The following is a 26,240-nucleotide window of genomic DNA, read 5'->3' on the forward strand; positions in this document are numbered from 1 at the left end:
GCGGGTACTTCCTCGGGGCAGGCATCGTCTGGTCTCCTCTCCTGAGACCCATCTGACCCGCTGTCACCTCTCCCCGCATCTCGGGGGAACCTCATATGTAGACGAGGTGCTGGCCATGGTTGAGCAGCAGGTTGACGAGCAAAGCAGCCATGCCGTCGGCGACGTCGACCGCCCATACCACGTCCTCGTCGATGGCGAGGACATCGGCAAGCAGGAGCAGGAGGTCCGGCTCGTCGTTCGGGACGCGGCGCGGCAGCAGCCGTTTGCCCTCCGCATCCAGGACCACGCAATGGTGGTGCGTCTTGCCGATGTCCGTACCCGCCCAGATCTGGGCCACGGGCTCCTCCGGTCGTTCGAAGTGCGATGCGGTTCCGGACGACCTTGCCGGCGTGGTCCTACTCAGCGATGTACGACGAGGTACTCGCGTCTCCTAATCAGCAGTCAGGCCGTCGTGAGACACCGGGCGGCCAGGTTGGCTGAACCATCGCGGGCAACCCTACGAAAGCCATACCCGCCGTCTCTGGGCCTCCAGACCCTACAAGTGGCCTTGATCAACCCGATCAAGAAGGTAGGACCCTACGAATGGCTCGATCAACCCGATCAAGAAGGTAGAGCAGCGATGACTTTTCGAGCGGCACAGGCGTGGCGGCGTGCGACGAGGTTGCGGTGCCAACGCAGTACCGTGTCGGGGCGTACGAGCAGCCGTGACCTTCGCAGGACGTGCCGTGGCAGCCGGTGTAGGAGCGCTGCCAGGAATGCCCGGTCGCTCGGGGTGAACCGGATCTTTTCCTTGCCGATTTGGCGTTCCAGCACGGTGATCTGGTGGCGCAGGGCGAGGATCTCAGCGTCCTTGTCCCGGTCGGTCATCGGCAGCAGGCGAAGCATCGCAAACGCGTTCGACACACCCAGGTAAGCCAGTCGCAGCAGCACGATCGATCATCATGACGTGCTGACGGCAGCTGCGCGAGAGCGTCGGCTCAGACGACCGCAGCCAGATTTCGGGAAACCCGATTCACCGGCCCCTACCAGGGCGGATGAGGTTCCTGGCAAGGGCAGTGTCACGTCACACGAACCCGGGAACCCTTCACCGGGCCGCCGCCAGGCGCTCCGGGAGCCGCGTGATCCCGGCGGCCACGGCGAACCCGAGTGTGACGCCGACGGCGGCGGCGATGGTATTTGCCCAAGCCGCGCCGAGGGAGCCGGGCAGGACGGCGCTGGTGAGCCAGCTCGCGCCAGACAAGATCGCCAGTGCGGCCAGTGCGGCCGGCCAGCGGTGCCGTACCCCTTTGATGATGTCGTCGACGACATTCAAGAGGAGCATCATCGCCATGATGTAGGAGCCGCCGAATTCATCGTCCCAACCCACCGCGGTGACCCCAGCCCCGAAGGCGAGCACCGACAGGCAGAGCCCTATCACCCGCCAGCAGGGTGTGGGTTGCCGCCGTCTCGCACTACGCGGGATCCAGAAGAAGCGCTTGATGTGCTGGACGACCGTGTACTTCTGCATGGCCCGCGTCCCGTCTCCCCGTGGCCGGCTCCTGTCGGCGCTCAAGAGTAGGACGCACGAGATCGCGCAGCGGTTGTGGAGTCTCACTGCGCATCAGCGCGGGCACGGTCGCCCTCACGACCGCGGCAGGAGTGCGGCTATTGGTGGCTGAAGGGTGTCTTTATTGCCGTATGGTGGTTGACCTGGGGCTTTTCGATCGCTCAAGTGTGGGCATGATCAGTGATCGTGGGTCTGCGACCGCTTTACCTGATCTTCTGTCGACTACTGGGCTGCTTCCTGTTGATGGGCCGCTCGACCGCCGCGAACAACGCCGAGATCCTTGCTCTTCGTCATGAGGTCGCTGTGGGTCGTCGGCAGGTCCAGCGGCCGCGGCTCTCATGGGCTGATCGTGCCGTGCTCTCCGCTCTCGCACGGCATCTGCCACCCGTCTTACGCCGCCATCGACTGGTCACCCCGGGCACACTGCTGACCTGGCACCTCCGTCTGGTGCGCTGGAAGTGGCGCCAAGCACCGGTCAGACCCGGTCGTCCACCGTTGCCGGAAGAGACGGTCGCGCTCATCCAGCGCCTGGCCAGAGAGAACCCGACCTGGGGGTACGTCAGGATCCAGGGGGAGTTGCGTCGGCTTGGTCATCGGGTCGCCGCTGCGACTGTCCGACGCGTTCTGCGCCGCTCCGGTCTACCCCCCCCCGCACCGCAGCGCGCCTCCCAGCAGACCTGGCGCTCCTTCCTCCGAGCCCAGGCCCACACACTGCTCGCTTGCGATTTCATGCACGTAGAGACCGTCTTCCTCAGACGCCGCCGCAAAGCCCCCGGTCAAGCGCGTTTGCCGAACGATGGATACGCACAGCCCGCACCGAATGCACCGACCGCCTTCTCATCACCGGCGAACGGCACCTGCGCACGGTCCTTACCACGTACGCGGAGCACTACAACGGGGACGAGCCCACCGCAGCCTCGACCTACGAGCACCCGACGACGACCCGAACGTCGTCCCCCTGTCCTCTGCCGGGGTCAGGCGCCAGCCGGTACTTGGCGGACTGCTCAACGAGTACCACACCATGCCACCCCGGCTGCCGCATCATCCACAGGAAACGCCCAGCTCAGCAGCCTGATTGGAATAAAGACACCCTTCAAGGGACCGTACTCGCCGATCGGCAGGTACGGGCCCGATGAACTCCCACTCCAGGTCCATCAGTTGCAGTCGCGTCACGGAAGAACATCTACCGGTTCAGGCCTCACCACGAAGGCGAATCGACAGATTGATCACGACCCGATACGGGCGCAGGTCGTCGGTGAGCGCCAGCAGGTACTTGCGGGGATGGAACCGCGCCTGCCCGCTCACCCGGACCGCGCCGGCGACCGCGAAGGGCAGTTCGGTATCGGTGACGCACTCGGCCGGAAGACCCGCCTCACGTGCGGCTTCGGCCTCCGCCGCAGCTCGCCGGTGCGCTGCGGATCCTCGGCATAGGTGCAGGCCGCCGCCTCCTGCCACTCGCAGTCGATGCCGAGTTCGTCGACGATCTCGGAGGCGTGCCGGACCGCCGCGGTCTGGGAGCGTGCGCACAGGCGTGCGCCTTCGGGGCCGCGGGGGCGGCGCAGGTGGTCGTATACCAGGGTGGGCGGCCGCCCACCGGCCCGTCCTCCACCTCTGAGGCAGCTCCCGAGCGTTGGCACCGTTCTCCACCGTCGCCTCAGGACGAACGAGGCGAACGCCCGGATTGTGGTGGTGGCGGCCCGGACACCACCTGCTCCGCGGGCCTGCTTGTGGCTGCAGAGAGGCGGGTAGCACGTCGGGGCCAGGGGCCCCGCGGGTGCCCGGCGGTCGCGCGGGGCACCGGGGCACATCTTCGGCTACCAGTAGTGCCGTCGCCCGCCGACCGCATGCCCCACAGAGCCCATGACCCACAAGATCGCTCCAATCACGACCAAGGCGATCCCGATGGTCCACAAAATGGAGATCCCGGCCAGGAACCCAATGACGAGAAGAATGACCCCCAGGACGATCATGGCATCCTCCGATCTCGCACGAATACCCTCCCTTCCACCATGATCCTCGGCTGTCCCCACGGCAACCGCTCGCGGATCAGCTGACCTCCTGGCGCCGCTGCTCGGTCCTCACGCGGTTGGACCGGCACCCAGGGTGGAACATATATGAACAAAGGACCCTAGATACGGTGCCCGTGAGAGCCGCTGAGAGGACTGGTCATGAGGCTGGGCAAGAAGACCGCGCATTCCGCGGAAAAGGAAAAGGGAAAGGTCAAGAAAAAGACCGGAAAGGCCGTCGGCGACCGTTCCCTGGAGACCAAGGGGAAAGGCGAGCAGGCCAAGGGCGGCCTCAAGCAGGCCGCGCAGAACATCAAGGGCGCTTTCAAGCGCTGAAAGAGCACTCCGGATCCCCGGTCGGCCAGAGGCTGCCGGAGGCGATGCCGGACCGGCCTCTGGCCCGGCGGGCCTGCTGGCGGCCGCCGTCCGCGCTGGAAGTCTGCGCGGGCGGCGGCCAGAGCGAGCCCGGGGCTGCGGCTTCGGAGTGCGCGGCGGGGCCGGCGGTCAGGTGTTGAGCAGGCGGTCGAAGAAGGACCGATATTGCTGGAGGGCTATGCGCAGGTCCTCGGTGGCGACGTCCTCGCCGCGGTGCCATTGGCCTTCGAGCCCGTGTTCGTGGTCGGCGAATGTGGTGGCGAGCAGCTGCATGACCTCGGCGACGAGCCCGTCCGCCGCGCGTACGGAGTCCTGTGGGTCGTCGACGAAGCCTTGCTGGATCTCCTGCCACTGGATTCGGAGGTCTTCGGCTTGTTGGATTCGAGGAGTGGCGCGGCATCGGGGTCGCCGGGAAGCTACACAACGCGGTGGTGGACGCGGTTGTGGACGCTCTGATGCAACTACGCCACCGCAGTGCCCAGTCGGCTCGCCGAAGTGGTCGAACGTCACGAGCCTCCCGGACAGTGTGAACGAGGCCACGACACGTGCCACCCTACGGAGCGGTAGCCGGTCGGCCGGGAGCAGCCGAATCGCTGGTAGACACCGGTGGGGCGGCAAGGCTCTGGCGCAAACTGTCCGTGGAAGGCCTGGCTCACCTGGGCGTCAACGGCGGCTGGCCCGCACGTGGCGCGCGCACAGCCGTCAGCCGAGCCGCTCATGCGGAACTGCTCGCACCCCCAAGCTCCAGTCAAACCAGGGCACCGTGCTCGTGGTGGTCGACCAGCCCGCCTCCATCGCGGTAGAGCCGGCGTGATCCTGGCCGGCGGCCAGCCGATCCTCCGCGGACGACCGCACCCAGACGGACGAACTCTGAAGCCGATACGTGACCGCGCCTAAGGCAACCGGCCCGCATCGCGGGCGAGGGCTGGTACTCAGTGGCGGGCTGGGGCGATGTGGATGCGGGTGGTGGCAGTGAGGCGGTCGCTTTCGAGGGCGTGACGGAGTTGAGCCAGTGCCTGGTGGATGTGCCGGTTCGCGGCGCCTGGGTCGGTGTCGGCGGTGAGGGTGACGGTCAGTGTCAGTCGTGGAACGGTGGCGGCGCCGGTGAGGGTGGCCTTGGCCCGTCGCACGTAGGGGCTGGCGGTCAGGTCCTCCTCGAGTGCTTCGGTGGCGGCCCGGGCGGACAGGTGCGTGGCGCCGTGGCGAGGGTCGGGCTCGGCATTGATGTGGTGGATGGCGGTGGTGTGGGCCTGGGCGGCGAGCCACCACAGTGCGAGGAGTGCGAGCAGGGCGGCGCACGTGGCGACGGCGGCCCAGAACCACCACTGGTCCGCGGCGAAGCGGCGAGCCTGCTCGTCGATCAGTGGAGTGTGGGATGCCCCCAGCAGCCCGGGGCGAAGGTCGAGGCCGCGGGCGAGTGCGGCGGCGCCGCCCGCGGTGAGCACGAGGCCGACCGCGAGGAGCGCGATGCGGTTGGCGCGGGCGGTGGGGCGGCGCATCGGCTCACTCCTCTCGCCCTCGTACGGTGGTGCGGACGTGAAGTGGTCTCATGGGTGACAGTTCGTCGAGGCGGTCGGTGACGGCCTGCCGGACCCGCTGGGGAAGGTCGCCGACGTCGTGCAGCGGGCTGTCGGCGTTCACGTGTACCCGCCTCCGGCGCAGTCGTACATATGCGCGGTCGATGCCGTCCACGCCGCCGACTGCGGCGGTCAGACAGCGGCGCAGCCCGGCGCGGGTGATGCCGACCGTTGTCTGGGGATCCTCGGACCGCAAGGCGATCACCCGGGGACGGCCGGGCGCCAGCGCCAGCGCGACCAGCAGTACCCCGACGGCGAGGATCGCGGCGGCTGCGGCGAGCACGGCGGGATCGTCCCACCGCAGATCGCGGCCTGCCCGGGTCAGCCATGTCACCGGCAGCACCTGTGCGTCGCGGTTGATCAGGCTCGCGACGACCTGGATGGTGGCCAGGAGCGCGACGGCGGCCAGCAGGGCTGCGACCAGGACGGCCGGGAGGGTCCGCCTGGGCCGGAAGGCACGTATCGCTGCTCGTCGGCGCTGTCGGTCGACCGCCCGCGGGGGCGCGGACGGCGCTTCGTGGTCCACGGTGGTGCGGGGAGCGGCCGTGTGGGTGAGGCGGGCGACGTCGATGTCGACTTCGCGCACGTCCAGGCCGGTCAGCTCGCCGATGCGGGCAGCGACGCGCTCCCGCACGCGGCGGCTGACCTGGCGGATCGGCGCCGGGTATGCCACCGACACCGTCATCGCCACGGTGGCCAGGTGCCCGTCGACGTGGGCCGTGACCTGGGGAGCGGGCGGGGCCTTGGCACGCCCGAGCGGTACCCCGAGCAGCCGCCGCGGCGCCCCGCCGGCCTGGTCCACTTCGGTGACGGCGCGCACGGCGATCCGTTCCAGCACCCGCTTGGCGATCTCAGTGTGCCCGCGGGTCTCCGGCGGCCCGAGCGCCGCCGGTGGCGTCGGCACCAGATCCGTGGTCACGACCGCCTCCGGCCGCCCAGCCGGCCGCTCAGATCGTGTTCACCGGCCACGGCCCGGCCCGCGAGGAGTCCGACGGCGCCGAGAACGAGCACGATCAAGAAAGCGGTGAAGCCGCCGAAGGCTCCGGCGAAGCCCAGCGCGGTCCCGAATCCCAGGCCGATCGCTGTAGCCCACTGCGTTCCGTCCATGTCACTCACTCATTTCCCTCGTCTGAACTTGTGCCGCATCACGTCAGCGCACGCGCCGCGCTCGACGGCGCCGGTGGCGCCGCCACCACCGGGCGGCCAGCCAGAGTCCGCCCCGGCGGCGGAACACACGCACCCGCACCACCTCGGAACAGCGCGGGGCCGCGACAGCGGTGCGCCAGCGGCTCAACCCCGCGATGAACTCCTCTGGATCACCGCCGACGTCCGGGTGGTGCAGGCGCACCCAGGCCCGGAACGCCTGCCGCTGCGGTGTGGGGTGTGCGCTCACCTGAGCGTCTCCCGAGCGGCGCTGCCGGGGAGTTCGATGTCGTCGATGCACACCTCCACCTGTGTGCCGGGCATCAGCCCGTGGACCGCGGCCCGTACTTGTGCGGCGACCTCGGTCACCGGCGTACCGAAGACCGCGACCACCGCGACCTTCACCTCGGTGTCGCGGACGGCGACCCCGGCCACGGTGCTGCCCGGCAGGTAAGTGGCAACCGGCCCGTCGGCCAGGGCCGCTACCGCCGGGCAGTCGGCCACCGCGGTGGCGATCCGGCCGGCCAGTCGGCCGACCTCGCCCGCATCCCGGCCGGAGGCTGGACGTGTCGGATGTGTGCGATGTGCCGGATGTGTCATTGGACGCGGGACTCCGCCGCCTCGGCCGATTCATCACCGGGCATGTGGATGTCGCCGACAGTGATGTTGGCCTCGGTGACCTCCAATCCGCACATCTTCTCCACCGCGGTGACCACGTTGCGGCGAACCCCCGCGGCCAGGTCCGGGATGGACACCCCATAATCGACGATCACATCGAGGTCGACCGCGGCCTGGCGTTCACCCACCTCGACCGCGACCCCCTGAGTGATGCTTGGGCCGACCACTCCGGGCAGACGCTCGCGCATCGCGCCCAGCGCACGGGACACGCCGGCGCCCATCGCGTACACGCCCGGCACCTCACGGGTCGCCATCCCCGCGATCTTGGCCACGACCACATCCGCGACCGATGTCTTGCCCTGCTCGCTCACCAGCTCCGCGGACCCCCGCGCCGTCACGGAACGGGCCCCTTCGGACTGCTCACTCGACTTGACCGTCGTCTCTTTCATCTGTGTGTTCACCGCGCCGTTCTCCGTTCCGTGCGAGCTCATTACCCGCATCACTAAAGAAGACACAGCCGACCCGGGGATCCTCACGCCCGTCATGGGATGTACCTCACGCGAATGTGGTTCGTAGCCTCCCGCCGGGGCACTCGCACAAGGTGACCTCCGAGGCGGAGGACGGCATTCTTGTCGCCCGCGCCCGTGACGGTGACACCGCAGCCTTCGAGGACCTGGTGCGCCGCTACGCCACTCGCGTATACCGGATTGCGCTGCGCATCGTGGGAGACGCCGACACCGCGGAGGACGCCGCCCAGGATTCCTTCATCACCGCCTGGCGCTGCCTGCACGAAATCCATGCGGAGCAGGCGTTCGCCGCCTGGCTGTACCGCATCGCCGCGACCCGCGCCGTCAACGTCGCCCGCACCCGACGCCCCGAGATCAGCCTCGAAGAGGAGGCCCTGCCGCCATCCCGTGCAGCAGGCCCCGCACAGCAGGCCGTGGCCGCCGAACTACGTGCCGCGCTGACCTGTGCCCTCAGACGGCTCACCCCGGAGCAGCGCGCATGCTGGGTGCTGAGAGAACTGGAAGGCATGTCCACCAACGAAATCGCCCGCACCGTCCACACCAGCCCAGATGCCGTCCGTGGTCGCGTCCACCGCGCTCGCGCCCGGCTTGCTCAGGAGCTCACGCCATGGCGATGAACCATCCAACTGCTGACCAGTTGCCGAGCGGCACCGCCATCGACACACTCCGTGAGGCGACCGCCGCGCTGACCACCGAACCGGTCGAGCGCCCCCCGGGCTTCGTGGCATGTGTCATGGCCCGGATCCGCCAAGAACCGCGCCACTTCCGCAAGCTGCCGCTCCCCGCAGAACCTCCGCACCGTCTGTCCATCACCGAACACGCCGCCGCTACTCTCCTGTCCGCCGCCACCAGCAGCGTCCCCGGCACCACCGGCCGAGGCTGCCGCTTCCCCACCCCTGGAGACCCCACCCACGTGGCCGTCAGCATCAGCCTCCGCTACGGCCAGCACGCCTCCACCACCGCCCACCGGATACGCACCACCCTGCACACAGCCGCAGCCACCCAGCTCGGTCTTCGCCTCATCCGCATCGACATCACCATCGATGACGTCCACCCACGTCTCTGACCACCAGCGCCTGGTGAAGCAGAAGCGGACGCAGCCGCCGTCCACCGACAGGTGCCCGACCCTGACTGTCCGTAGTGACGGTGCAGTACGACAGGTGGGTGCTGGACGAGTCGGAGCTGGCCCCGGAGCTCGCCGAGCACCGGCTGGCCCTCCGCTGGCCGGACATCCCGAGTCCACTCCTCCAGCGGCAACGGAGACCGGATGAGCCAGCCTGCACGTACCAAACCCGCCCTCGAGCACGTCACCGACTGCATCGCCGAAGGCCTCGGCACTCAACCGGACCAGATCGCCCCGGAGACCACGCTGACAGCTCTGGGTCTGGAATCGTTCACGGCGGTGCAGCTGCGCCGAAGGATGCGCGAACACTGCCGGACTCTGTCGCCCGATTCTTGAGAATCGGCTGTCTGGCAATGCGGGTCCCCGCCGAGCTGGGCGTGCTCACGTACATCCGTACCCCCGACAGGGTGACTGTTTCCATGAAGTCGCAGGCCAGCAGGGCATCAGCTTGGCCGCGAAGGAAGGTGGCCCAGGTACTGGAGTTCCGCTCGGGTGCTGGGTCGATGCCGGCCTGTGGGTGCCGGAATCTGTGTCACCCTATGCGACCTGCGAGTATTCGTGGATAAGGCCGCCGAGTCGGTCGCGTCGACGAATGCGAGTGTTGTCCCTGGCGATGGGTGGCTCGGGGCTGGTGAGTTGGTCTGGTGGCCGTTGTCCGAGGGATCGGTGCGGCCGGTGTCTGTTGTGGTGCTTCGCGTACTCGCCGCCGACGAGACGCAGGTGGCGTTCTCCGGTGATCAGGATGCGGTCGGTTGCCTCGCGTCGGCATGATCCGATCCAGCGTTCGGCGATGGCGTTCATCCGTGGCACAGCGGGCAGGGTGGGTATCACGCGTATGCCTTCCGCCTGGAAGGCGGCGTCGAAGCTGGCGGTGAAGTAGGCGCCGCGGTCCCGGATGAGGAATCTGATCGACTCTGCGCGGTCACCGAGGTCCATGAGGTAGTTCCGTGCTTGCTGGGTGATCCAGGGGCCGGTCGGCTGCCGGGTGACGCCGGCGATGTGCACGCGGCGGGTGCCGTGGTCGATGAAGAACAGCACGAACCAGCGCCGCAGGAAGACCGTGTCGATGTGGAAGAGGTCGGTGGCCACGATGGCGGAGGCCTGGGCTTTGAGGAAGACGGGCCAGGACTGGTTGGTGCGCTGGGGTGCGGGGTCGATCCCGGCCTTCTGCAAGATTTCCCAGACGGTCGAGGCGCCGACTTTGCGTCCCAGGCCGAGCAGTTCGCCGTGGATCCGTCGGTATCCCCACCCCGGGTTCTCCCGTGCGAGGCGCAGGACCGGCTGCCGCAGTGCTTCCGGCGTCGGCGGTCGGCCTGGACGGCGGCGTGGATGGTCCACTTCCGGGCGACGAGGCGTGTGTGCCGGCGCAGGACCGACCGTGGAGTGACCAGCAACGCGAGCCGTGCACGCTGGTGCTTGTTCACCATCCGGAGCAGCGCTGCCATGACAGCCCGATCGCTCCAGGAAAATTGAGGTCGTGGCTGGATGCGCTGCGCGACAGTGAGCTGGTGCCGGAGCATCAAGATCTCGACGTCTTTCGCCGCACTCGACCGGGTCGGCAGCGCAAGCCATCGGTAGAGCTGACACGCGAGCTGATAGATCAGACGTATCGCCACGACCCAGCATGATGCCGCACAGCCACTCGCCGGCTTCCTGTGCTCCGGCAGATCCGAGCCCGCAGGTCACCTCGGGTGACACAGTTCCGGCACCCACACCGTCCGCGACACTGCGCGACCCCCATCGGACCCTCTACGACCTGCGACGACACCCTTTCTGAACGGCGCGGGCTCGGCTTCCCGGCCGACCACCCGGCTCTTCGGCCTCACCGCCGATCTTGACACCGGCTGTGGCCCCCTCGACGCAGGCCTCGGACGTAACGCGATTAGTGATGAGCGCGTATATAATAAACTGGCTCATCATTGGTTGGAGGTGTGTGGTGGACAAGCCGGTGGGGATGTTCGACCGGGATTTCGAGTGGGAGGAGCTGGTCCGGTTCGCCTCCTATGCGGGGGTGGAGGCGACGCTTGGCGTGGTCTCGGGGCGGCGGCGTCAGGGTAAGACGTTCCTGCTGGATGGGGTGTGCCGGGCGGCTGGTGGTTTCTTCTTCGCGGCGAGTGAGGCGACTGAGGCGGAGTCGCTGCGCCAGTTCGGGGCGGCGCTGGCACGGTTTGAAGGGCGTCGGGCGCCTTACCGGTTCGCGCACTGGGAGGAGGCGGTCTCCGAACTGATGGCCCTGACGGGACCCGGCGGTGCGCCCCTGGTGGTGGTACTGGACGAGTTTCCCTTCCTGGCCAAGGCTTCGCCGGAACTGCCCTCGCTGCTGCAGCGGGCCCTGGGCCCACAGGCCCGGCACGAGAGCGGTCCGGTGCGCCTGCTGCTGTGCGGCTCGGCACTGTCGTTCATGGGAAGCCTGCTCGCCGGAACTGCCCCTCTGCGGGGCCGGTCCAGCCTGGAACTGGTGGTGCCGACCCTGGACTTCCGCCAGGCCGCCCGCTTCTGGGAGCAGACCGACGACCCCCGGCTGGCGCTGCTGGTCAACTCCGTGGTCGGCGGGACCCCCGCCTACCGGCGCGAGTTCGTCCTCGGCGACACCCCCGCCGGTCTGGACGACTTCGGCCCGTGGGTGATGCGCAACGTCCTCAACCCGGGGCGCCCGCTGTTCCGGGAAGCCCGCTTCCTGCTGGCCGAGGAGCCCGACCTGCGGGACACCGCCCTCTACCACGGCGTGCTCGCCGCCATCGCCCAGGGCAACCACACCCGCGGCGGCATCGCCGGCTTCCTGGAGCGCAAGTCCACGGACCTCAGCCACGCGCTGACAGTGCTGGAAGACACCGGCATGATCGTCCGAGAGCCGGACGCCTTCCACGGCAAACGCTCCGCCTACCGCATCGCCGAACCCATCCTGACCTTCTACCACGCGCTCATGCGCCCCGAATGGAGTGATCTGGAGCGTCCCGGCCAGGCAGCCGCCGTATGGGAGCGCTCGCAGGCCACGTTCCGCAGCAAAGTCATCGGCCCCCACTTCGAACAGCTCTGCCGCACCTGGACCCGCTGGTACGCCAGCCCCGACACCCTCGGCGGACAGCGCACCCGCGTGGAATCCGGCACCGTCCCCGACTCAACCGCCAAAACCACTCACGAAGTCGACCTGGCAACCTTCGGCCGTGACGAGGACGGCCGCGAAATCCTGCTCGCCATCGGCGAAGCCAAATGGAACGAGACCATGGGCATCGGCCACCTCCAACGCCTCGACCGCATCCGCACCCTGCTGCGCGCCCGGGCCGGTGTGCATGCTGAGCGCACCCGGCTGCTGTGCTTCAGCGGCGCCGGCTTCACCGGCGACCTGCGCGACCTCGCCCACCGCGATCCCACGGTCCAACTCGTTGATCTGTACCGCCTCTATAACGGAGACTGATGCCCACCTTCCCTGACGTGCAGGTGCTCGCGTGTCGCCTGATCTCCTGGTGCGGACCGCGGCGAGGGGGAATCAGTTGCCGCGTAGGCCCGCAGTTGTCGGTGTGAGCTCGCTGGCGCTGGCCCGGCGGGCCTGTCCTTTACGGGCACAGCAAGCGTAAACTGGACGTATGTGCTGCATGGTCAGGCTGTCAATTCTCAATCTGCCAGGAGTGCAGGGGCCGAAAAGCACGGACTCCTTTACTCGGCTGATTTGGCTTGACCGTGACCTCGATAAATGGACTGGAGCACGCCGCTCAGACGCATTTGAGCTGGGGGTCAAGGGGTCGCAGGTTCAAATCCTGTCGTCCCGACCAGCATCATCGCAGGTCGGAGGCCGTTTCCGCGGGTAGCGGAAGCGGCCTTAACCATGTCCGGGCTGGGAGCAAGTGGGAGCCCTCTGGGAGCCCTCGTGCTCCCAACTCGCAGACGTGTCAACGGTGCCCGATTCGTCCGTCACCCGATCCGGTAGACCTACCGCGCCGTACCGAGTCCCTGTGCGCCGTCGTCAACTGCAGGCCCCCGGGGTCACTCGATCGATTTGGATGCTCTCTACGTCGAGAGGCATAAGAACCCCTTGTCGGCTCTCGAGCACCTTTCGCGGTGGGAGCACGATGTCGTGCTCCCCATGCGACAGGGGGAAGCTATGGGCTGAGGGCCTCGGTAGGCGTGTTTCTGCAGGCAGTCGGTGCTCGGGTGTCCCGGCCGCAAGGTATCTGCCGCGTCAAGACGAGGTAATGCCCCTTGGCGTCCGCCGGCAGACGGGGCACTCCCAGGAGGTGAGCGCCCTATCGGGCTCTGTAGCGCCGTAGCGAGACAGTCGGCAGGTGCCCTAGCACACTAAATAGTGTGCCAAGCGCTGCTGGGCTGACCACAGAGGGGTCTCCGCAAGGGGGAGGCAAGGCTTCGGCCCGGTCGTCCTTGGGATGGAAGGTCAGCGGGATGGCCAGGCCGTGCCTGGGCGGTGGCGCGCGAAGTGGGCGCAGGTGCAGCGCCAGCACCTCACTTCGGTCACTCAGTCGATCGCCTTCTCTGTCAAGTTCAGCATGTTGAAGTCTTGGAGCCTGCGCGGACTCTGGCGTGGGTCGCCCATCCAGGTGGTGCCGTCCAGCCTGCGCCGAGGATTCGGACTACTCACACAGACAAGAACAGGGCACTCGCTTTCTGGTCTGCTCCAGATGGAGCATGGATAGTGACCAGCCCCTTCCATACGCGTTGGGGCCGTCGTGCCGAAGAATGCATCCGACCCCAGCAATATCAGCGCCGTCCCAGCAACAACGCCGCAGCCGTTCTTGCTGAGTTCCCAACAAGGAGAAGCCGCGTGAACGCTGATGAGTTACGCGTCCTCCCTCGCGCTGCCTGGCCCTGACGCCCAGCTCGTCGCCGTGGTGGTGGCCATCCGGGCCGCACGCGGTGGCGTCGGCAACCTCACCGGGGCGGACCTGGCCGCTCTGCGGCTCGGTGATGCACGCGAAGCCGTCGACGCCCTTCGCGGCCTGGGCTGGCAGATCGGCGACGCTCTCTTCGGCGAAGATCCCGCGACCCCGGTCCCGATCACGGTCCCCGACCTGACCCGGACAGATAATCACCCGCTGCCCTTCGGGAAGAACGTCCGCTTACGGGTGTCCGGATGGACCACGCGCGCCCTGTCCGCCAAGCCAGTCAAGAGACTTCCCCCTGCGGCACGGCTGGCCGCCCTGTTCCTCGCGGCACACAGCACGTCCAAGCTCCTCGGGCAGGTTCCGCCCGACTTCCCGGAAGCCTGCCGAGCCGCCCTGCCCGACCTCCTACGGAAAGGGTTCGTCGCGGAGGTGTCCAAGGACCGATACCGCCTCGACCCTGCTGTACGCCACTTGTCGGGACTGCGCCGTCCCCTGGAAGGCGAGCGGACGGCGGAGGTCGCGAAAGCCGAAGGCCAGGTCGAGCGCCCCGCAAGGTCGGCGGCTCGGTTCGACGCCGCCGCCTGGATTCAGTGGAAGAACGCGGCGACCCCCGCGCTGCGACGGCACGCCGAGGCCGTCGAGTACTGCGCCGTGTGCGCGCGCGAACCAGGACAGGTCGCTGCCGCATTCATGGAGCGGGTCCACCCGCAGTTCATCCCCAAGTGGATCAAGAATGCCTACGGCGAGTGGAAGGAGGCCCACCCTGACCGTGGCCCGCAGGCGGCCGAGTTCACCGTAGTCTTCCGGGCCGAGCACGGCCACGGCCCCTCCTACAACCAACTGTGCTCGGGCCTGGGTTGGGACGTGTACCGCTCAGTACGTAGCTTCATCGTGCGGCGACTGCTGTCGAACGAGTGGCTGATGGAGACGAGTCCGGTGCCGTGGACGCTACGGCCTGGGGTAATGGCTCAGGCCCAGGGCATCGTGCTGCCGAAGGCGCGGACCACGGCCGCCGCGGTGCGCCCTGGCCCGTAACCCGGCGAGAATCAAGGTGAGGCGGCGTGGACTGTCGGCTAAGAAGTGCCGTCGACCTGCTGCGTCCGGGCATGCTCGAGCACGGCCCTCGGGAGTTCGGTGCCGTACCCGCGGGTTTCGTTGAGGAGCTTCGTCAGGCCGGCGGGGGCGTGGTGCCAGTGGTCGGCCAAGCTCACTCGCGTACTGATGTCGGCCATGAGCTGGGAGATGACCCAGGCGGCTTCCGTGGGCCGGTCCCCTCCGCCAGGGCCCCACCATAGGTGGTCGCCTGGGGTACACGGCCCGGGATGGATCCGGCCGTCCGCGGTCTGTACCCACACCGTGTCTTCCAGGATCACGGACTCGAGCCGGGCAGCTTGGTCCTCTAGCTGCAGTGGGGCCAGGAAGACCCAGGTGCCGTCGCGGGAGGATCCCTTGCGGACGATGGGAATGCCGGTGGTGCGGTCGGTGTAGAAGGTCACGTCGTGGGCGTCACCGGCGAGGACGGCGTGCACGGCGGTAGGTGTGCACGCCGTGAGCTGCTGCCCCCATCGGCGGGCGGCGGGGCCTCGCAGGCGCACTTTGGTGCGCGGGCCGTACGGCAGGAGATCGGCGGCGTAGTGCATGCCGATCTCCATGGGTTCGTAGGCTTCGAAGAGCTGGCTGGAAGCGATGGCGCGCCAGCCTGCAGCGAGCAGATCACGGTCATCGGTGCGGGGCAGGGGGTAGCCTTCGGTGCGGTGTCGGGCCGCAATGAGGAGCGGGTCGCCGTGGGGGTGCCCACCGTGTTCGGCGAAGATGCGAATCTCGCTGTCGAGGCTGTCGATGTCGTGATTGCGCAGGGAGTTGGCCAGGTCCACAAGTGCCGTCTTGGCGGCGTCATCAGGCCATCGGACGGTGGCTGCCTGCCGCAGGGTAGTCTCCTGCTCGTCGGGCAGGACTTCGGCGAGGGTGACGGGTGCGCCCGGCGACCACTGGCTGATCACGTCGGAGCGTCGCAGCGCACGGGGCCACCAGGGCAGCGGCTGGCCGACGAGCCGGGTCACAAGGCCCCACTGGGTCTCGTACTCCAGGAACGGCTGTGCGGTGTCGGCCGCGATCAAGGCCGGTCCCGAGAATCCGATATCACCGAACAGGGCGCATACGGTGATCACGTCCTGGGCTCCGAAGTCCTCGGCCAGTTCTTCGGCCATAGCGCAGGCTGCGCCATGGCGAGTGGTGTGGACGATGCGCACGATGCCGAGGTCGGTGTCCCAGTCCATGGCCGGGCCCTGCGAGGTGGGCTGGAATCCGAGCCACTTGCCGGGCGCGACGGACCGTGTGTCCAGGGCAGGATCAAGCAGCACAGCACCTCGCTCACGAAACCGACGTGAGCGGGCGGCCCAGATGTAGACCGAGCCGCCGTCCCACGTCACGGAGGGCTCCTTGCCGAGTGCCTGGTCGAACATGTTGTGATGATCCCGGGACCCTTCAGGGAAGTCTTCGTCTTCCTCCAGCAGTCGGTCCAGCTCACCTTTGTCCAGGTGGAGGAGCTTCTCCACCTCGTGCCTGTGCAGGTACGCCATGTTCCGTCCGGCCAAGTCGCCCTCTCCTTAGTGCAGTTGCTTCTCGCTGGCACGCGTACGCCGGCCGTGTCCGCCACCGGACCTCGATGGGCCGCATCCATGAAATGCTGCGACCGCCAGCTGCTACCAGCGACATTGCGTCAACTTTCTTCCTGCCGCGCCCTTTGAGCATGTTGCTCCTACGATGCTGCCCTGGTCCAGGCGTTCCGCACGGGGCGTAAGGTGTCAGCCCCTTACGGTTTCCCGTCGCTGTCGGGCCGCGGGATGCATTCGCTGCTCAGAGGAAGGCATGGATGCCGAGCGGAATCTGGCACCTGGAGCCCCGGCGGATCCGGCCCTGGTACAAGCGTGCCGTTACGGCGTCAACCGAGCACCCAGAGATCCGGGCGTATCTGGACCTGGACCGGCCCCAGATCACGGACGAGCACTTGCGGCAGGCCTTCGACCAGCCCCGGATCATCTCCGAAGTGCTGCGGGCCGATCCCTCCTACTTCGATCTGCGCCGCAGAGCGGCTCGCGTCGACTCCTTGCGTCAAAGCCTCATCGAGTCCCGGGAGCGATGCCGCACCACGCCCTTCCTGTCGCTCGTGTTCTTGGTGGCGCTCGTCTACTGGCTGGCGGATGCAATGGTCGGGATGCCCTGGTGGGTGGGTATCTCGGCCCTTATCTGGCCTCTGGGCTACAGCGGCGTCAAAGAGTTCAGAAACGCGGATAACCGGAACAACTTTGTCAACCAAATACGGACCGCCCTATTCGGCGTGCTGTGGGCCGCATGCGCGGCCGACGCCGAGGTGCGCCTGGGCTGGTGGGCGCTCGTCAGGCTGAAGAAGACAATGGACCCGATCATGCGGCGTGAGATGACGGCGCTGCTCGGACCTGATCACGAGTCACTGCTGGTGGCCCGCAGCCATGACGGTCTCATCGACGCCGGCAACTCCCGGTACTGGATATCGACGCAGGTCGAGGCCACGCTGCAGCGCAAGCTCGATCAGATGAGCGGTGGGGCGATCGCGATCTGCGGGCCACGGGGCGTCGGCAAGAGCACCCTGCTGAAGAAGGCCTGCCAGGGCCGGCTCGGTCCTTTTCCCGAACTGCATTTCCACACCATCGTCCAGACGCCGGCCAACTACCGCCCCGAGGAGTTCCTGCTCTCCCTGTTCCAGTCGGTGTGCCGGGACTACCTCGCACTGTACGGCCGCCGTCCGCGTACCCCGTTTCTGTTCCGCTCGCGGGCCCGCGCAGCACACCGCCCCCGGCGCCTGTACTACTCGGCCCGCCGGTGGGCCCAGCTCCTGGCCGGGCTCAGCCTGGTCGTCCTGGCGATCCAGAGGGAAGTCCGCGATCTCGTCGATGCCGTCTACCAGTCCACTCGCCCCGCCGCCGCGGGATGGACGGTGGGTCTGTGGGGGTGGACGCTGACCGCATGGCAGGAGCATCCCGTGATCTCCCGCCTGGTGCTGCTCGTGGTGGGGGCGCTGTTGCTGTGGTGGGCCGATCCGAGGAGCTGGCTCGCCGGGCGGCCGGTGCGGCGCCTGGTGCACGACTGCCACAACTACCTGAATCTGCTGCAGCACATCCAGTCTGTCGGCACGTCAACCTCGCTCGGCGCGTCGGCCCGCGCGCTCACCCTGGGATTCGGCCGTACCAGCGGCAGCAGTTCTCGCACCTTCACCTACCCGGAGCTGGTGTGGGAGTTCCGGAGTCTGCTGTCCCGCATCAGCGCCATCGAGCGCCAGGACAACTGGAAGGTCTTCGTCGGCATTGACGAGCTCGACCGGCTGGGCTCCAGTGAGCAGGCACGCGCGTTCCTCGCCGAGATCAAGGCCATCTTCGACGTACCGCGCGTGTACTTCGTGCTGTCGGTGTCGGAGGACATCGGGTCGGCCTTCATCCGCCGCGGACTGCCCACCCGCGACGTCACCGACAGTTCCCTGGAGGACGTCCTGGTCATCGAGGCGCGCACCCTGGAAGAGTCCAGAGCGCTGCTGCAGATACGGGTCCCGGGATTCACCGACCCCTTCGTCGCACTCGTCCACGCGCTGTCCGGCGGGCTCCCACGCGACCTCATCCGCTACACCCGCAAGGTGACAGAGACCCACCGGCGCACCCGGCAGCCCGGACTGGCGGCCCTGGCCCGTGAAGTGCTGTGGGAGGAGGCCGCACAAGCCCTCGTCGGATTTCGCGCGCTACTGGCCCGCCACGACGATTCAGCCGCCACCGCGCAGACCGTGCACGACCTGCATACCCTGATCACCCTGATCCGCGAGGCCGACTCCAGTCGGGCCAACCCCGAACTCGAGCAGCGCGTCCTGCACCTGGCACACGCCGTACGCCCTCCCCACGCCGAAGGCACCGACCCCGTCGGCGAATCTGCCCAGCGGTGGGAGGAGTTCTCCTGCTACCTCTACTTCATCGGCACCCTGCTCGAAGTGTTTGCGCGACCCAACTTCGCGGCCCGCAAAGCGGCCTACACCGGCCCCGACAAGACACCCGGCGACCTGCAGCGACTTGCCGAGGCGCGCCTGGAGATGACCGTGTCCCCGCACAGCGCCCGAAAGATCCTGGAACAGTTCCGCGTGCACTGGGCCCTGCGTCCCGCCGCCCTGCCGCGGATCGTGCCACAGCCCGGACCGGACGCCGAGCAAAGGCGAGCCGTCGTACGCGACCGTTCCTGACATGTGCCGCCCGGTGCAAGGGGGACGTACCACTGAACGTCCCCAGTCGCGTACAACTCCGTCCTGCACCATCGCGTACGGGATGCACCTAGGTCACATGCCCTCTTAGCTCCGGGCCGGGAGCCAAGGCAGGCCCGCACGCGGGTGCGGCGCCCAGGAGAACAGGCAGCCAGAGATTCCGCTTAGGGCCGTACGCGGAGTCGCAGAGCCGTGTCGGCCTCCCGCGTGGTGGCCGCCAGCCCGGCAGCTGACGCGACGACGTTCTCGCCCATGTGACGAACACCACATCACCTCCGGCGCGTCCGAAGCGGCTGCTGGGTGTGGTGCGGGGCGGCCCGATGCGGAACCGTGCACCCCTCCTCACCAGGGCTTCGGCTGCTTTGCCCCGTCCGTGACTGTGGCGGAGCCCTGCCGGAGTGCCCTCCGTTGGGCGACGAGCGGCTGGCACGAATCGCCAGGGAAGGCTCCTCCCGCACTGAACTCCTGCCGGGTGGGCAGCCGACACTCCGGCATCTGCTCACTGCCCCAGGCGCCAGGAGAGCACCAAGGAGAGTCCCTCCGAATGCCCGCGCCTCGGGGCCTTGGGCTGCACCTCGCCCAGCGGGACACTCCACCGCGGAACAGGCCAGCCGCACCTGGGATCAATCTCGTTGGGAATTCTGCCGCCCAACTCTGCGCGTTCGTGTCTCGCCGGGCCGGCCCGCGCAACCGCGCATTCCTGTGTGGTGTTTCGAGGGCACGGCCATCGGCTTCGGGGCGTCCCCGTTCGCTTCGGGAGCACGCTGCCGGGCTTCGAGGCCAGCCGGTCTCGCGGGGCAGGTCTCGGTCTCGCCTAAGTCTTGTCCCGTAAATGATCTACGGCGTGCTGGCTGACTCCCGTGGTGGGCTGACGACCAAGATCCACCTCGCAGCCGATGCCCGCTGCCGACCTCTCGCGTTCGTCCTCACCGTCGGCCAGGCCGGCGATGCACCGGCCTTCACCGACGTCATGGCTCGCCTGCGCGTTCCCCGACGGCGTGGCCGGCCGCGCACCAGGCCGGACGTGGTCCTGGCGGACAAGGCCTATTCATCCCGTGCGATCCGCGACCACCTGCGCAAGCGCAGCATCCGGGCGGTGATTCCGGTCCCGGCAGACCAGCGGGGCCACCGGCTGCGACGAGGCAGCCGTGGCGGCAGGCCACCGGCCTTCGACCGCGAGACCTACAAGCAGCGCAACACCGTCGAGCGGTGCATCAACCGCCTCAAGCAGTGGCGCGGCATCGCCACCCGCTACGAGAAGACGGCAACCATCTACCTGGCCGGACTCCACATCGCCGGCATCTTCCTGTGGTCCGCCCGGTGATCCAAACGAAAGCCCCTAACCCTTCCCGGCCCGTCTCGGCCGCGACGACCGCCTTGGCGCGGTCGCCGCGGCCGATGTCGTGTCGCCCCGCGGCCGCCATCGCGGGGGCGTTCCCGCCAACTACAAGCCGGAAGACCCGCCACCAAGCTCCCGGAGTTCCGTGGCACGCTGCGGCTATCCGTGCCTCGGCCGCCAACTGTCGGCCGGAGTCACAGGTGTTAAGAGGGGTCCGGCTGGGGGAGGTTTGCGATGACAAGGGGAGGGACGCTGTGGGGAAGCGGAATGGTGCGCGCAAGGGCGCCCGTCGGTCTGGGAATCCGGCGCGTCGGGAGGCGGAGCGCCTGTACTCGGGGAACGAGCTGGGTGAGCGCATGTACGATGCCGCAGCTGGGCGGGGTGCAGCCGGGTGCCGTCATTCCTGTGCGCGTTCCGGCGCTGCCGGACGGCATCGTGATCCGGGACGCGACACAAGCTGACGTGGCGCCGCTGGAGCCTGTGATCCGGATGGCCGACCCGGACAACCCCGACGGTTCCTGGCGGGTGCTTCCTTCCACGATCGGCCAGAGCCTCGATCCTGAGAAGCTCACGCACGTACGCGTGGTGGAGGAGACGTCGTCAGGCGCGCTGGTCTGAGGCATGCTCGCGTTGCCGGCGGCGTGGGCATTCACCCACCCCATGCTCATGGGGGTCGCCCAACGTGCACCTCATCGCCGGTCTCGTCGCCAGCCTGGACTCCCTCGCGGTGGTCGAGGAGTGGCGCGGGAAGGGCATCGCGCGTGCCCTGGTCGCCGAAGCGGAGAAGGCGATGGGCTCGCGCCCGGAGGGGAAGCTGGGCGCGGCCGTCCTGTCCGCCACGCACAAACCGGAGCTGACGGACTTCTACGCAGGGCTCGGCTTCACTCTCTCCCCCGACGGCATCGGCATCCCCACGCCGGCGGGGTTCATCTGCCACGGCCCGACCAAGGGCTACCGCTACTCGGTGAAGCCGCTGCGGACCGGCGTCCAGATGCAGCCCATGCCCACCCCCTACGGCCGGCAACTGGTCATCCAAGGAATCCTTCCCCTACCCGCGCGCTGACTTCAGCGGCGGGTGACGGCGAAGCCCGCGTCGTTGACTGCGCGGGTCCATACATCGCGGTCGAACCACTTGCTGATGTTCGGCTGCATCTCCGTGATGGTGCGCATCCGGGCTTCCCAGTCGTGTCCGGCCGGGCCGCGGCTGCCGTCGCACCCGGCACAGCCGTCCTCGCCGTGGATATGGCCGGCCATCCACGCGTTGACCGCCACGTTGAGGATGACCGCGTACAGGTCGCCGCCGGTCTGTGTCAGGGAGTCTGGGACACCCGCGAGGAGCAGCGCGAGTTCGGGGTTGTCGAGCGGCGGCATCGGGGCCTGTCCCACGCCCTTCTCGCTGCTGCTCTCCTCGTAGGAGGACAGGCTCTGCGCGAGGTGGTCGGCTGTGGCCTTGGCGTCAAAGTATCGCCAGGCGGAGCGAACCTGGATCCGGAGCCGCTCGGCCACGGTGTTGATGTTCTTCTCGATGGTGTCCTCAACGGTCGACGGCGCGAGCGTCACGCCCCGGTGAGCCAGCTCCGTGAGCGTCTGGGCAACGGCTTCCTTGAATGCCTTTGTGTTCCGCACGACGGCATCGTAGGGGCGGCGGCCGCGCGGTGGGACGCAGTAAGGGCAGCGGTTCAGCTTCCGGCGTCGGGATTGCGGGAGGCGATCAGCCGGTTGGTGAGCTCCACCGTGGCCATATACCACCAGAAGATCTGGTCGAGGAACGCTTCGTCGTACTCGCCTTGCTGGTCGGCCCGGCGGTGGCGCAGGTTGAATCGGTTGGCGATCTCGAACAAGGCGCCTTCGTCCTTCTTGAGGTGCTCCTTGATCAGGGCACGACGTTCCTCGAGGATGCGGGCGAGGTTGAAGATTGCTGATCTCTTGCTCTCGGCCGACGTGTCACGTCCTCGGAAGAGCGCGATGGCGTGTGTCCCGTCTCAGCCAAGTTAGAAGCCATTTCTTATGGTGAGGCGCTGGTAGAACTCCGTCATGACCTATCGGTTCGTTGCGCGTGCGGCTGGCGCGGAGATAGACCCCGACGGTGACTTCATCGAGGCCGGTGTCGCAGAAGGCGTGGACGGCAGCGGCTTCGTCATGCTGTTCATGTGCGACGGTAAGGAGCCGGACGACCAGGAGGTATCCCTCGGGATGGACACTCATTGCTTGGTCACGGCCAATCAGGGCACGGCGTACGGATGCGTGCGAGCGGCAGTGCTGAGCGGGAACGTCCTGCGAGTCTCCCTGGAGCCCTCGGCACTGCCGGCCCTGGGCTTGGAGGACACAGAGATCGAGGCGGTGCTGGAAGCGCCAGCCGAGGACATCGCCAGGTTCCGTGAGGTCCTGCCCCAGGTGCTGGCTTACGGGCGGGAGGATGCACGTCCAGATCCCGTTGAGGTCTGATGACCTGCGCCGACAGCGAGGCGCCGGTAGCAGATGAGGGCGGCAGCGATACCGACGAAGGCGAGGAAGTGCTCGGGCTTGCGTTCGTAGCGGCGGTGCAGCCGGCGGCAGCCGGCCAGCCAGGACACGGTGCGCTCGACCACCCAGCGGTGCCGGCCGAGGCGGTGTGAGGACTCGACGCCTTTGCGGGCGATGCGGTGGCGGATACCACGTTGGCGGAGCCATACCCGCAGGTGGTCGTAGTCGTATCCCTTGTCTGCATGCAGTTTGGCCGGCCGTCGACGCCGGGGCCCCCGGTGGGAGCGGATGGGCGGGATGCCTCGGACGAGAGGCATCAGTCCCAGGCTGTCGTGGGTGTTAGCGGCGGAGATCCCCAGAGATAGGGGCAGTCCGTTTCGGTCCGTGATCAGATGGACCTTCGATCCGCTCTTGCCTCGGTCGGTCGGATTCGGTCCGGTCAGTGGCCCCCTTTTGCCGCTCTGAGGCTGACGGAGTCGATCGCGCACCGCGACCAGTCCAATTCGCCGCGGGCGCCGAGCTCGTCCAGGAGGACGCGGTGGAGCCGGCCCACACACGGTCCCGGCTCCACTGGGCGAAACGTCGGTAGACGGTGGGCCAGGCAGGGCCGAAGACCGGCGGCAGCTGTCGCCAGGTACAGCCCGAGGTAGCCACGAAGATGATCGCGGCCAATGCTTCGCGGTCACCTGCTCGAGCTCGCCCACCGCCCTGAGGGCGCTTGACCTCTGAAGGCGGCACTACCCGCCGGAACAGCACCCACAACTCGTCTGGAACCAACCGCTCAACCAGCTCTCCCACGAAGCATTCAACGACCCGCAGGCACCAAAAGAAACGGCGTCTACTGATCTTTTCGTTAGTTCCGTGGGGGTGACGGGCTTGTTGGTGAGAGTCTGTTGTCGTGTCCTTCAAGCCTTCGCCTGTTGCCTCCGGAACTGTTATTCCTCCTTTAACGCGGCCGCAGTTGGCCGAGGCCCGACGTGTGCGGGCAGCCGAGTTGTTCGGGCAGGAACGCTCGAATGTCGAGATCGCAGGGATGCTGGGGGTCAGCGACGAGAGCGTGCGGCGGATGCCCAGGTCGAGCAGGTGCGGATTGCGCTGGAGCGGGGCGCCCAGGCACATGGCTTCGAGGCTGATCTGTGGACGCTGGAGCGGGTCGGTCTGGTGGTCGAGCGAGTGACGGGAGTAGTCCTGTCGCGGGCGTCGGTCTGGCGTCTGCTGACCAGTCGATTGGGATGGAGCCTGCAGCGGCCGGAGCGTCGGGCGGTGGAGCGGGACGAGTCCGAGATCGCCCGCTGGGTCGCTCATGAGTGGCCGCGCATCAAAAAGGGCGATGAACAAACGTGCCTGGATCGTCTTCCTCGACGAATCAGGCGTTTCGCTGCTGCCTCAGGTCCGCCGCACCTATGCACCCCGCGGCCGCACTCCGCTCCTGCGGCACCGGCTGAACTGGAAGCGCGCCTCGATGGCCGCAGCCCTCGGCTACCACGCCGCCGACCCCGACCGCGGGCCTCGCCTGTGCTTTCACCTCAAGCCCGGCAGCTATGACACCGCCGCCCTCATCGGGGTCCTTGAACAACTCAAGGTGTTCTACAGCGGAGAGCGGGTGGTGCTGGTCTGGGACGGACTGTCCGCCCACTGGAGCCGGACCATGCGGGCCTGGGTCGGCGAACAGGACTGGCTGACCCTGGAGCGATTACCGGCTTATGCACCTGAGCTCAACCCGGTGGAACTGCTGTGGTCGTCGCTCAAGAAACGCGAACTCGCCAACCTCGCCGGCAACCACCTCGCAGACGTCGCCGACGCCACCGAACAAGGCATCCACCGCATCAACCAGAACGATCGACTCCCCTGGTCCTTCCTCGCCCACACCGGACTCACCATCCACCCACTCCCACAGGACTAACGAAAACCTCAGTAAGCAATACGTCGACTCCCTGAGCCTGGCGTCCGGCGGCTCCGTCAACGGGCCGCTCACGGTGAACCAGACCTCCGGCTCTACCCCTCCGCCGCTGGGCATGGCGGGTGCCCTGCACACCGGGATCAACCTGATCTCGTCGTATGCGGCCGGGGACGACGACGGGACGGGCACCGACTCCACCAGCCGGCTCAACCTCTACTCGTTCCAGCGCGCCAACGTCGGCTCGTACGGCGAGAACATCCGGCACTTCCTGTCTCCACCGGCATCAACTGGAAGCCCGTGGTCTGGCAGGGCGCCCACTACGAGGCGAACGACCACGGCTCGATCCACGGCCACTGGGAACTGGAGGTCGCGGACGCCACCGGGGCCCTTCAGGGGCGCCTGGAGATCCCGTTCATCGACCAGTCGAAGCTGAGCAACGCGGTCGACACCACGATCGGCATCGCGTACACCAACATCCGGACCAACCTGGCCGACTTCTCCGTCCGAGCGCAGAACATCACCACTGGCGACTACGCAGGGCAGAACACGGCCCTGCGGGTCGGTGGCAACAACACCGTGAACAAGGACATCCTGCTGTCCATCTCCTCGGACATGCAGAACTCCGGCCGCCGGTGGATCATCCGCGTCAACACGGACACCGAGTCCGGGTCCAATCAAAGGCTCGAACTTCCAGCTCATCCGCTGCGCTGACGACGGCAGCACGCTGGGTACCCCGCTGTTCATCCAGCGCTCGGACGGACAGATCACGATGGGCGCCACGGCGGCCAAGAGCGCCCGTCTCGCGCTCGTGTGGGGTACGTCGGGCATCCAGGGCTTCTCTGCCCAGCCGACTGCCTCTCCCGGCGCCGCTGCGGGCTTCGACGCCGTCATGACGGCCGCCACGGACCGGGCCTTCCAGGCCAACGTCACCGGCGACGCCAACCGGCGCCTGGTTGTGTACGCGGACGGCAAGGCCGAGTGGGGTGATGGCGTCGGCAGCCGGGATACCAACCTCTATCGCTCGGCCGCCAACAAGCTGAAGACCGACGACATGCTGATCACCGTCATCGGACTCGGCGTCGGTAACAGCGCGGCGGCCACCACGTCGGTCGGCACGCTCGTCCGCAAGATGGAGGTCTTCGACGCCTCTGGGGCGAGCCTCGGCTTCGTGCCGATCTACAGCTCCATCACCTGATCCACACCCCGAACCACACCCTGGAGTACGTCATGCAGATGACCCCTGACCAGCTCATCGCGGAGTTCAAGGACACCGTCCTGGACCTGCACTTCGCCCGGCGCCACATCGCGGCCCTGGAGGCCGAGAACGCCTCCCTGCGGGCCCAGCTCGCCCCGGCCGAGGAGCACGGCCACACGCACCCGCACGACGCGGAGGACGGCCACATGCACGGCTCCTGACACAAGCCCCCGGCTCCGGGAGTTCCTGGGTGTGGTTCGTCCCGAGGCCGGGTCTTCTTAAATTCCATCGCCCTGTAATACAGGGGAGGTTACCGTCCTG

Annotated in this window: 29 protein-coding genes and 7 pseudogenes; 18 read left to right on the forward strand and 18 right to left on the reverse strand. The window is 67.8% G+C overall.

What is annotated here, in order from left to right:
* Nucleotides 1-91 precede the first annotated feature (91 nt).
* The 3 genes from ACFZDL_RS44410 to ACFZDL_RS44420 all read right to left on the reverse strand — a co-directional run bounded on the left by ACFZDL_RS44410 (nucleotide 92) and on the right by ACFZDL_RS44420 (nucleotide 1,507).
* A complete protein-coding gene (locus ACFZDL_RS44410) occupies nucleotides 92-337 on the reverse strand; it encodes a transposase (RefSeq protein ID WP_391194278.1) in 246 nt (81 codons plus the stop codon).
* Between the two features lie 263 nt (nucleotides 338-600).
* Nucleotides 601-930 carry a hypothetical protein gene (locus tag ACFZDL_RS44415; RefSeq protein ID WP_353597149.1) on the reverse strand — a complete coding sequence of 110 codons (330 nt, stop codon included), beginning with the start codon at nucleotides 928-930 and terminating at the stop codon, nucleotides 601-603.
* Between the two features lie 154 nt (nucleotides 931-1,084).
* A complete protein-coding gene (locus tag ACFZDL_RS44420) occupies nucleotides 1,085-1,507 on the reverse strand; it encodes a hypothetical protein (RefSeq protein ID WP_353597150.1) in 423 nt (140 codons plus the stop codon).
* A gap of 225 nt (nucleotides 1,508-1,732) precedes the next feature.
* Here ACFZDL_RS44420 and ACFZDL_RS44425 point away from each other — a divergent pair.
* Nucleotides 1,733-2,621, forward strand: a pseudogene (locus ACFZDL_RS44425) (integrase core domain-containing protein).
* A 170-nt stretch (nucleotides 2,622-2,791) separates the two neighbouring features.
* Here ACFZDL_RS44425 and ACFZDL_RS44430 read toward each other — a convergent pair.
* Both ACFZDL_RS44430 and ACFZDL_RS44435 read right to left on the reverse strand, forming a co-directional pair.
* Nucleotides 2,792-3,126: pseudogene (locus ACFZDL_RS44430) on the reverse strand (FAD-dependent oxidoreductase); the annotation flags it as partial.
* A 234-nt stretch (nucleotides 3,127-3,360) separates the two neighbouring features.
* On the reverse strand, nucleotides 3,361-3,516 hold the full coding sequence (locus tag ACFZDL_RS44435; protein WP_353597151.1) for a DUF6131 family protein: 156 nt from the start codon (nucleotides 3,514-3,516) through the stop codon (nucleotides 3,361-3,363).
* A 198-nt stretch (nucleotides 3,517-3,714) separates the two neighbouring features.
* Between ACFZDL_RS44435 and ACFZDL_RS44440 the strand changes: the two genes are divergently transcribed.
* Entirely contained in the window at nucleotides 3,715-3,888 is a 174-nt protein-coding gene (locus ACFZDL_RS44440; RefSeq protein WP_353597152.1) for a CsbD family protein, read from the forward strand.
* 168 nt (nucleotides 3,889-4,056) lie between these two features.
* Here ACFZDL_RS44440 and ACFZDL_RS44445 read toward each other — a convergent pair whose 3' ends face one another.
* From ACFZDL_RS44445 to ACFZDL_RS44475, 7 genes are all read right to left on the reverse strand, one after another.
* Nucleotides 4,057-4,200: a hypothetical protein gene (locus ACFZDL_RS44445; protein ID WP_353597153.1), complete on the reverse strand. Its 144-nt coding sequence runs from the start codon at nucleotides 4,198-4,200 to the stop codon at nucleotides 4,057-4,059.
* Nucleotides 4,201-4,859: 659 nt separating this feature from the next.
* Nucleotides 4,860-5,426, reverse strand: a complete 567-nt coding sequence (locus ACFZDL_RS44450) for a hypothetical protein (RefSeq protein WP_353597154.1) — start codon at nucleotides 5,424-5,426, stop codon at nucleotides 4,860-4,862.
* A 4-nt stretch (nucleotides 5,427-5,430) separates the two neighbouring features.
* Nucleotides 5,431-6,423: a DUF6286 domain-containing Asp23/Gls24 family envelope stress response protein gene (locus tag ACFZDL_RS44455; RefSeq protein ID WP_353597155.1), complete on the reverse strand. Its 993-nt coding sequence runs from the start codon at nucleotides 6,421-6,423 to the stop codon at nucleotides 5,431-5,433.
* Nucleotides 6,420-6,611, reverse strand: a complete 192-nt coding sequence (locus ACFZDL_RS44460; RefSeq protein WP_353597156.1) for a hypothetical protein — start codon at nucleotides 6,609-6,611, stop codon at nucleotides 6,420-6,422. Before ACFZDL_RS44460 ends, ACFZDL_RS44455 begins: the two co-directional genes overlap by 4 nt.
* Before the next feature lie 43 nt (nucleotides 6,612-6,654).
* Entirely contained in the window at nucleotides 6,655-6,897 is a 243-nt protein-coding gene (locus ACFZDL_RS44465; protein WP_353597157.1) for a hypothetical protein, read from the reverse strand.
* Complete coding sequence (locus ACFZDL_RS44470; RefSeq protein ID WP_353597158.1) at nucleotides 6,894-7,247, reverse strand: hypothetical protein; 354 nt, start codon at nucleotides 7,245-7,247, stop codon at nucleotides 6,894-6,896. The genes ACFZDL_RS44465 and ACFZDL_RS44470 overlap by 4 nt, the downstream gene beginning before the upstream one ends.
* Nucleotides 7,244-7,714, reverse strand: a complete 471-nt coding sequence (locus ACFZDL_RS44475) for an Asp23/Gls24 family envelope stress response protein (protein ID WP_391194309.1) — start codon at nucleotides 7,712-7,714, stop codon at nucleotides 7,244-7,246. The genes ACFZDL_RS44470 and ACFZDL_RS44475 overlap by 4 nt, the downstream gene beginning before the upstream one ends.
* A 152-nt stretch (nucleotides 7,715-7,866) precedes the next feature.
* Here ACFZDL_RS44475 and ACFZDL_RS44480 point away from each other — a divergent pair, with 152 nt between their 5' ends.
* The 3 genes from ACFZDL_RS44480 (at nucleotide 7,867) to ACFZDL_RS44490 (ending at nucleotide 9,251) form a co-directional block, all read left to right on the forward strand.
* On the forward strand, nucleotides 7,867-8,409 hold the full coding sequence (locus tag ACFZDL_RS44480; protein WP_353597160.1) for a sigma-70 family RNA polymerase sigma factor: 543 nt from the start codon (nucleotides 7,867-7,869) through the stop codon (nucleotides 8,407-8,409).
* A complete protein-coding gene (locus tag ACFZDL_RS44485) occupies nucleotides 8,400-8,858 on the forward strand; it encodes a hypothetical protein (RefSeq protein WP_353597161.1) in 459 nt (152 codons plus the stop codon). The genes ACFZDL_RS44480 and ACFZDL_RS44485 overlap by 10 nt, the downstream gene beginning before the upstream one ends.
* A gap of 201 nt (nucleotides 8,859-9,059) precedes the next feature.
* A complete protein-coding gene (locus ACFZDL_RS44490; protein ID WP_353597162.1) occupies nucleotides 9,060-9,251 on the forward strand; it encodes an acyl carrier protein in 192 nt (63 codons plus the stop codon).
* A 46-nt stretch (nucleotides 9,252-9,297) separates the two neighbouring features.
* Here ACFZDL_RS44490 and ACFZDL_RS44495 read toward each other — a convergent pair.
* Nucleotides 9,298-9,429: pseudogene (locus ACFZDL_RS44495) on the reverse strand (integrase); the annotation flags it as partial.
* Nucleotides 9,430-9,452: 23 nt separating this feature from the next.
* On the reverse strand, nucleotides 9,453-10,088 hold the full coding sequence (locus ACFZDL_RS44500; protein ID WP_353597163.1) for an integrase core domain-containing protein: 636 nt from the start codon (nucleotides 10,086-10,088) through the stop codon (nucleotides 9,453-9,455).
* 185 nt (nucleotides 10,089-10,273) lie between these two features.
* On the opposite strand from ACFZDL_RS44500, the gene ACFZDL_RS44505 reads away from it, so the two are divergent.
* The 3 genes from ACFZDL_RS44505 (at nucleotide 10,274) to ACFZDL_RS44515 (ending at nucleotide 14,785) form a co-directional block, all read left to right on the forward strand.
* Nucleotides 10,274-10,543: a hypothetical protein gene (locus ACFZDL_RS44505; protein ID WP_353597164.1), complete on the forward strand. Its 270-nt coding sequence runs from the start codon at nucleotides 10,274-10,276 to the stop codon at nucleotides 10,541-10,543.
* Between the two features lie 308 nt (nucleotides 10,544-10,851).
* Nucleotides 10,852-12,330 (forward strand): ATP-binding protein, encoded by a 1,479-nt coding sequence (locus tag ACFZDL_RS44510; RefSeq protein ID WP_353597165.1) that lies wholly within the window; start codon nucleotides 10,852-10,854, stop codon nucleotides 12,328-12,330.
* Between the two features lie 1,369 nt (nucleotides 12,331-13,699).
* Nucleotides 13,700-14,785: a hypothetical protein gene (locus tag ACFZDL_RS44515; protein WP_353597166.1), complete on the forward strand. Its 1,086-nt coding sequence runs from the start codon at nucleotides 13,700-13,702 to the stop codon at nucleotides 14,783-14,785.
* A 38-nt stretch (nucleotides 14,786-14,823) separates the two neighbouring features.
* On the opposite strand, the gene ACFZDL_RS44520 is transcribed toward ACFZDL_RS44515, so the two are convergent.
* Complete coding sequence (locus ACFZDL_RS44520; protein WP_353597167.1) at nucleotides 14,824-16,305, reverse strand: hypothetical protein; 1,482 nt, start codon at nucleotides 16,303-16,305, stop codon at nucleotides 14,824-14,826.
* Nucleotides 16,306-16,622: 317 nt separating this feature from the next.
* Between ACFZDL_RS44520 and ACFZDL_RS44525 the strand changes: the two genes are divergently transcribed.
* The 4 genes and pseudogenes from ACFZDL_RS44525 to ACFZDL_RS44540 all read left to right on the forward strand — a co-directional run bounded on the left by ACFZDL_RS44525 (nucleotide 16,623) and on the right by ACFZDL_RS44540 (nucleotide 21,424).
* Nucleotides 16,623-19,004, forward strand: a complete 2,382-nt coding sequence (locus tag ACFZDL_RS44525) for a hypothetical protein (RefSeq protein ID WP_353597168.1) — start codon at nucleotides 16,623-16,625, stop codon at nucleotides 19,002-19,004.
* An 865-nt stretch (nucleotides 19,005-19,869) separates the two neighbouring features.
* Nucleotides 19,870-20,346 (forward strand): annotated as a pseudogene (locus ACFZDL_RS44530) (IS5 family transposase); the annotation flags it as partial.
* A gap of 378 nt (nucleotides 20,347-20,724) precedes the next feature.
* A complete protein-coding gene (locus tag ACFZDL_RS44535; protein WP_353597169.1) occupies nucleotides 20,725-20,979 on the forward strand; it encodes a hypothetical protein in 255 nt (84 codons plus the stop codon).
* Nucleotides 20,980-21,043: 64 nt separating this feature from the next.
* On the forward strand, nucleotides 21,044-21,424 hold the full coding sequence (locus ACFZDL_RS44540; RefSeq protein WP_353597170.1) for a GNAT family N-acetyltransferase: 381 nt from the start codon (nucleotides 21,044-21,046) through the stop codon (nucleotides 21,422-21,424).
* 2 nt (nucleotides 21,425-21,426) lie between these two features.
* Here the strand turns inward: ACFZDL_RS44540 and ACFZDL_RS44545 are convergent, their stop codons facing one another.
* Both ACFZDL_RS44545 and ACFZDL_RS44550 read right to left on the reverse strand, forming a co-directional pair.
* A complete protein-coding gene (locus ACFZDL_RS44545) occupies nucleotides 21,427-21,987 on the reverse strand; it encodes a hypothetical protein (RefSeq protein WP_353597171.1) in 561 nt (186 codons plus the stop codon).
* 53 nt (nucleotides 21,988-22,040) lie between these two features.
* Nucleotides 22,041-22,334 (reverse strand): annotated as a pseudogene (locus ACFZDL_RS44550) (hypothetical protein); the annotation flags it as partial.
* Nucleotides 22,335-22,395: 61 nt separating this feature from the next.
* On the opposite strand from ACFZDL_RS44550, the gene ACFZDL_RS44555 reads away from it, so the two are divergent.
* Nucleotides 22,396-22,806: an Imm10 family immunity protein gene (locus tag ACFZDL_RS44555; protein WP_353597172.1), complete on the forward strand. Its 411-nt coding sequence runs from the start codon at nucleotides 22,396-22,398 to the stop codon at nucleotides 22,804-22,806.
* Here ACFZDL_RS44555 and ACFZDL_RS44560 read toward each other — a convergent pair.
* Nucleotides 22,764-23,613, reverse strand: a pseudogene (locus ACFZDL_RS44560) (IS5 family transposase). The gene ACFZDL_RS44555 and the pseudogene ACFZDL_RS44560 overlap by 43 nt on opposite strands.
* A gap of 294 nt (nucleotides 23,614-23,907) precedes the next feature.
* Between ACFZDL_RS44560 and ACFZDL_RS44565 the strand changes: the two are divergent.
* From ACFZDL_RS44565 to ACFZDL_RS44585, 5 genes and pseudogenes are all read left to right on the forward strand, one after another.
* A pseudogene (locus ACFZDL_RS44565) lies at nucleotides 23,908-24,114 on the forward strand (winged helix-turn-helix domain-containing protein); the annotation flags it as partial.
* Nucleotides 24,115-24,154: 40 nt separating this feature from the next.
* Nucleotides 24,155-24,727: a transposase gene (locus tag ACFZDL_RS44570; protein ID WP_353597299.1), complete on the forward strand. Its 573-nt coding sequence runs from the start codon at nucleotides 24,155-24,157 to the stop codon at nucleotides 24,725-24,727.
* Nucleotides 24,728-25,021: 294 nt separating this feature from the next.
* Nucleotides 25,022-25,435 carry a hypothetical protein gene (locus tag ACFZDL_RS44575; RefSeq protein ID WP_353597298.1) on the forward strand — a complete coding sequence of 138 codons (414 nt, stop codon included), beginning with the start codon at nucleotides 25,022-25,024 and terminating at the stop codon, nucleotides 25,433-25,435.
* 58 nt (nucleotides 25,436-25,493) lie between these two features.
* Nucleotides 25,494-25,919, forward strand: coding sequence for a hypothetical protein (locus ACFZDL_RS44580; protein ID WP_353597297.1), 426 nt, complete (start codon nucleotides 25,494-25,496; stop codon nucleotides 25,917-25,919).
* Nucleotides 25,920-25,951: 32 nt separating this feature from the next.
* Nucleotides 25,952-26,140: a hypothetical protein gene (locus ACFZDL_RS44585; protein ID WP_353597296.1), complete on the forward strand. Its 189-nt coding sequence runs from the start codon at nucleotides 25,952-25,954 to the stop codon at nucleotides 26,138-26,140.
* Nucleotides 26,141-26,240 lie beyond the last annotated feature (100 nt).

It is taken from the genome of Streptomyces sp. NPDC007917 (assembly GCF_042959105.1).
Classification (GTDB): Bacteria; Actinomycetota; Actinomycetes; order Streptomycetales; family Streptomycetaceae; genus Streptomyces.